Origin of the sequence: Allorhizobium undicola ORS 992 = ATCC 700741 (genome assembly GCF_000621665.1) — a bacterium.
In the GTDB taxonomy this organism is placed as follows: domain Bacteria; phylum Pseudomonadota; class Alphaproteobacteria; order Rhizobiales; family Rhizobiaceae; genus Allorhizobium; species Allorhizobium undicola.
Window position 1 is genome coordinate 1 of the sequence record NZ_JHXQ01000041.1, and the last position, 4551, is coordinate 4551.

3 protein-coding genes, 1 tRNA gene, 1 rRNA gene and 1 pseudogene are annotated in these 4551 nt (G+C 58.8%); 3 read left to right on the forward strand and 3 right to left on the reverse strand.

Annotated elements, in window-relative coordinates; translation table 11 throughout:
- Positions 1–56 precede the first annotated feature (56 nt).
- Both rrf and T424_RS0118600 read left to right on the forward strand, forming a co-directional pair.
- Positions 57–171, forward strand: a 5S ribosomal RNA gene (rrf, locus tag T424_RS0118595).
- Positions 172–225: 54 nt separating this feature from the next.
- A tRNA-Met gene (locus T424_RS0118600) sits at positions 226–302 on the forward strand.
- Here the strand turns inward: T424_RS0118600 and T424_RS22345 are convergent.
- The 3 genes from T424_RS22345 to T424_RS0118615 all read right to left on the reverse strand — a co-directional run bounded on the left by T424_RS22345 (position 259) and on the right by T424_RS0118615 (position 4010).
- The gene (locus T424_RS22345; protein ID WP_084268590.1) at positions 259–2109 is read right to left on the reverse strand and encodes a recombinase family protein; all 1851 of its coding nucleotides are present in this window, start codon (positions 2107–2109) and stop codon (positions 259–261) included. The genes T424_RS0118600 and T424_RS22345 overlap by 44 nt on opposite strands.
- A gap of 74 nt (positions 2110–2183) precedes the next feature.
- The gene (locus T424_RS0118610; protein ID WP_027489053.1) at positions 2184–3047 is read right to left on the reverse strand and encodes a recombinase family protein; all 864 of its coding nucleotides are present in this window, start codon (positions 3045–3047) and stop codon (positions 2184–2186) included.
- A gap of 165 nt (positions 3048–3212) precedes the next feature.
- The gene (locus T424_RS0118615) at positions 3213–4010 is read right to left on the reverse strand and encodes a hypothetical protein (RefSeq protein ID WP_027489054.1); all 798 of its coding nucleotides are present in this window, start codon (positions 4008–4010) and stop codon (positions 3213–3215) included.
- 335 nt (positions 4011–4345) lie between these two features.
- Here T424_RS0118615 and T424_RS22975 point away from each other — a divergent pair.
- Positions 4346–4551, forward strand: a pseudogene (locus T424_RS22975) (IS21 family transposase); the annotation flags it as partial.

The following is a 4551-nucleotide window of genomic DNA, read 5'->3' on the forward strand; positions in this document are numbered from 1 at the left end:
CAAAGTCAAAAAAGGAAAGGCAAAGTCATGCAAGGCATCACTTTGCCCTTAGCCGACCTGGTGGTCATGGCGGGGCGGCCGCACCCGTTCCCATTCCGAACACGGCCGTGAAACGCCCCAGCGCCAATGGTACTTCGTCTCAAGACGCGGGAGAGTAGGTCGCTGCCAGGTCTGCTAATGGCAAAGTAAAAATCTTCTCAAAACAAAAACCACTTCCAATAATATCGCGGGGTGGAGCAGCCCGGTAGCTCGTCAGGCTCATAACCTGAAGGCCGCAGGTTCAAATCCTGCCCCCGCAACCACTGAAACTTGTAAATTCTCCCACTCGGGAAACTTCTTTAAAAGCTCCTCGGCGTAAGCCTCGAGGAGCTTTTTCTTTTTGTGCTCCGTGTCGATCTCGCCAGATGCAATGCGGGTCAGCAGGTCGTTCTGGGCTGCGGCCACGAATTGATGCTGCATCATGTCGATCACGTCCATCGATGCCATGATGTTAGCGATGTCGCCATGCACCTGCAGGCTTGCCGGCTGGTGGCCCGGTGTCTTGCCGATAACGACCGTCTGGATGAGGTCCCGCACGATCGGCATCAGCCGGCGCTTGGCCTGTTCGTCGGCATTGTTGCGGGCGAGGAAGATCAACTTGCGAATGGCAAGCTCGGTATTCGTCGGATCGAACTGCGCCTTCAACTTGGCAATCTTCTCCGAGAAATCCTGCTCGGGTTCTTCGGTGGTGGCGAGTTCCCCAAGAAGCGCCTCGCGCGCTGCCTCCAAGTCATCGAGTTGATCGTCGAGAATGGCGAGACGCGGCCGGCCTTCAGCGTGCCGATCCTGGATCTGCTGCATCAGGCTTGCCTGCTTCGACTTGATCGATGCCAGTTCGCTGGTCATCTGATCTTTGCGGGAAGGAATGGTCTTCAGCTTGCTCACCTCATGCGCGACCATCTTCTGCGAAATGCGGTCAAAGATATCGAGCGAGTAGAAGGCGACCGGAATGCAGTTGAGGACGCGCTCTTCGAGTTCGTGGCGCGTGATCGTCTTGCTGTTGCCGCAGCAGGCGCCACCGAGATCATCGATCGGCAGACGCTTCTTGCGATTGGTGCAGCTATAGCGATCCTTGCCCGAAATCGCGTAGGGGCCGCCGCATTCGGCGCATTCCAGCATCCGGCTCAACAAATATTCCGGCCGCTGTGTAGCGTTCAGGCGGTTGGTCCTGGCGTTTTGATAGAGGTCGCCGATCTCGGCGTCGCGAGCACGAACGCGATCCCACAGATCGTCGCTGACGATACGCATTGTCGGTACGTCTGCCCAGACCCATTGATCGGCATCGTTCATCCGGGCAGTGCGCCGCTCCGTGTCAGGGTTTTTACGGTACTGCCGCTTATTCCAGACAATGCGGCCAATGTAGCTCGGATTGTTGAGGATACCGGTTCCGACTGTTTTGGAGCCGCGGATGGCAGTATCGCGCCAGGCGGCGCCCCGTGGTCCGATGATACCTTCATTGTTCAGGATGTGGGCGATGTCGCGCGGAGAGATACCATCGGCATACATTTTGAAGATTCGTCTCACGATCTCCGCCTTGACCGGATCGATATCTCGCTGACCCTTAATGCGGTCGCCGTTGGCGTCGCGCTCCTGGGACAGTTTATATCCATAGGCGAGGCACGTTGATGCCTTGCCTTTCTTTACCGCCGTCTTCATTCCTTCGCGCGTCCGGAAGCGGATCTGGTCGACGAGTTCGTCGCTCAGGGTCGCCCGGAAATGCAGTTCCAGCTTCGTGATCGCCTGACTGGCATGAACAGTCCAGATCTCGGTGTTCTGGTAGTTCAGGTCTTTGAGGATCCTGGCGCTGTGCTCGACATCGCGCGACAGGCGGTCGACGGTGACGCACAGCACGACGTCGATGCGTTCACGCTTCACGTGCGCCAAAAGTCGCTGAATACCGGGGCGCAACATAAAGCTCATGCCGCTGACAGCGGAATCTGAATAGGTTGCAACGAGGTTCCAGCCCTTCTGTTTGACGAAGGCTTCGCATAGCTCAATCTGCGTCTCGATCGAGACCTCATTCTGGCGGTCGGTAGAGTAGCGGGCATAAAACAGGACATCCTTGGTCATCGGGGCAATTCCATCTGAAACAATCTCGTCGTGAACACCGGCCGGTATCGCCGACCAGTGCGTTTGCTGCGTGCTCAGCTCTGCTGCTTGCGGCCCCCTGCCAATCCTGCAGCACGCTCGGCCGCGGCATTCTGGCGATCCTTCACGCGGTCCCAGAGTTCATCGCTGACGATGCGCAGCGCCGATACGTAATGGTCGTCATCGTCGCCCGCCTGATTACACACGCCGATGTAAGCCGGGTTGTTCAGGATCCCCGTTCCATGGGCGCGATTGCCGCGGATCGCAGCGTCGCGCCAGATACTCCCACGGGGACCGGCCACGCCTTCCACATTCAGAAGAGCTGCGATCTTTGTTGGAGCCATCCCCTCGGTATACAAACTGAAAATACGGCGGACGACGTCGGCGGCGACCGGATCGACAACCTTGAAACCGAAGATGCGCTGGCCGTCCGCATTGCAGGCGCCGGCGTAGCGATAGCCGAATGGAAGGGGCGCGAAATGTTTCTCCTCGCGCAGGTCATCGGGAACCTGGGCAATACGGCCGCCCGGCACAAACATGTTGCTGCGGACGGTCATATAGTAATCCGACAGATTCCGGGCGGTGATACGCTCGCCGGGATCGGCGATCCAGAGTTCGATGCCCTTGTGAGCGAGTTCGCTCAACAGTCGGCTGGCGATATCAAATCGCGAGCACAACCGGTCGAGCGTATGGCAGAGGACGATATCGACCGTTTCGCGCTCGATATGGGCGAACAGCTTGCGCACGCCAGGCTGCGCCATGAAGACGACTTCGCCGATGTCCTCGTCAGCATAGGACTTTACGAAGGTCCAACCTTTCTCCTTGATGAAGCGGCGCCCGTAGTAGAGCTGCGTTTCGCGGCAGGCATGGTCATGGTATCCGGCAGAATGGCGTGCGTAGAACAGGACGTTCTTGGTCATGGAGTGATCTCCGTTCGAATAGGCGAAGGCGGGGGGACATGGTAGCCGGCGGCGGCGGCGGGGGGACTTGAGAGCCCCGCCGCGATGCCAGATCATCATGGTCTGGCCGTTGGCAGGTATTGGCGGCAATAATTGCCGCGATTAGAAGCCGCTCCTGAGCGCTGGTCAGTAGCCCCTCATGGAGCGATAGGCCGCGGCCTCATCGGTGTTGCCGCCAATCCAGCCATGCTGCTGAAGCTTGAGCAGGCTGTCGACGACGCTGTCGCGAGCGCCGCACCACGCCCAGCCGGAATCATTGGGGCGAATGATGAAGACCTCAGTGGAGGTCACCTTGACCCGCGTTGCGCCAGTTTCTGCCTTGATGGCTTCGCGAAACAGGCGATCCATTTCCTTGATCTGATGCTTCTGCTCGGTCGTCAGGTATGTCGGCTGGATGCGCTGAAGAGTCTTCGACGGGATGGGCGTCGCGGGGATGCCGTGGGTGAGGACGAACACACGGTGCACCTGTTTGCGCCGCCAGGGTGCCCGGTCGATATCGACCATAAGGCCGCCATTGGTCACATCGCAAAACAACTCGCCACTGATCGCGACGCGGTGGTTGTTCATAAACACGACGCAAGGGTGGCTTTGCTGGATGCCCGTGCGGGCTTTGAGGTACGCAGCAAGGGTCGGACGACCTTTGACCTCGTGCCATTCGCCTGCATAGCCCAGCAATCGCAAGGTGCTCTCGATCTCGTCGTCGTGCATCTTTGTGATCGCGGGAGCGCGACGACGGTCTACCCAGCCAGCGCCATGACGGGCGAGGCGCACGGCATCGCGGACGCGCGACATCGGTTCACCCGTCATGGACGCCATGGCTGCCGTGCCGGAATGCAGCCGGCATTTGGTGTCATTGTCGACGTCGTTGAGGTGATGGGTTTTAACCGCAACGATGGCAGACGGAAGCGGAATGATAGTCGACATGGAATCTCCTTATGGTCGTGGATCGTCGTCGCTTGCGACGGCGATCCACGCGGAGAACTTCCTCGCGCATGCGGCCGGTGCAGATTCCGAGACCGGAATCGTCCTTGCACTCGATGTCCCGGGACGGCTGGATCGTGGCGCCGTCGACATGGAAAACGTGAACCATGGGCGCCTCCTTTCCGTTGCGGGCTGGCCTGTTGAACACTTGTCGGTGCCAATATGTGATTAGGCATGGAATAAGGACCCCGCAAATGGGGTGATCGGCGTCCAAACGGGCCCCCCATCTGCGATGGGGTTACAACAGCCTCCGGTTTCATCGGAGGCTTTTTGTTTGGATGCTTATTGTGGAAACAATTCTGAAGATACGGCGGCTAGCCCATGTTCAGGGCAAGTCGATCAAGGCGATCTGCCGGGAGTTGGGCATATCGCGGAAAGTGGTGCGGAAGGTTTTGCGCACCGATGAGACGGAGTTCAAATACGAACGGACCCGTCAACCTCAGCCGAAGCTCGGCCCCTGGCGCGATCAGCTCGATGGAATGCT

Bases quoted from the DNA above. Each gene is read 5' to 3' on its own strand.
- T424_RS0118610 (WP_027489053.1), bottom strand. From the start codon at position 3,047: ATGACCAAGAACGTCCTGTTCTACGCACGCCATTCTGCCGGATACCAT.
- T424_RS0118615 (WP_027489054.1), bottom strand. From the start codon at position 4,010: ATGTCGACTATCATTCCGCTTCCGTCTGCCATCGTTGCGGTTAAAACC.
- T424_RS22345 (WP_084268590.1), bottom strand. From the start codon at position 2,109: ATGACCAAGGATGTCCTGTTTTATGCCCGCTACTCTACCGACCGCCAG.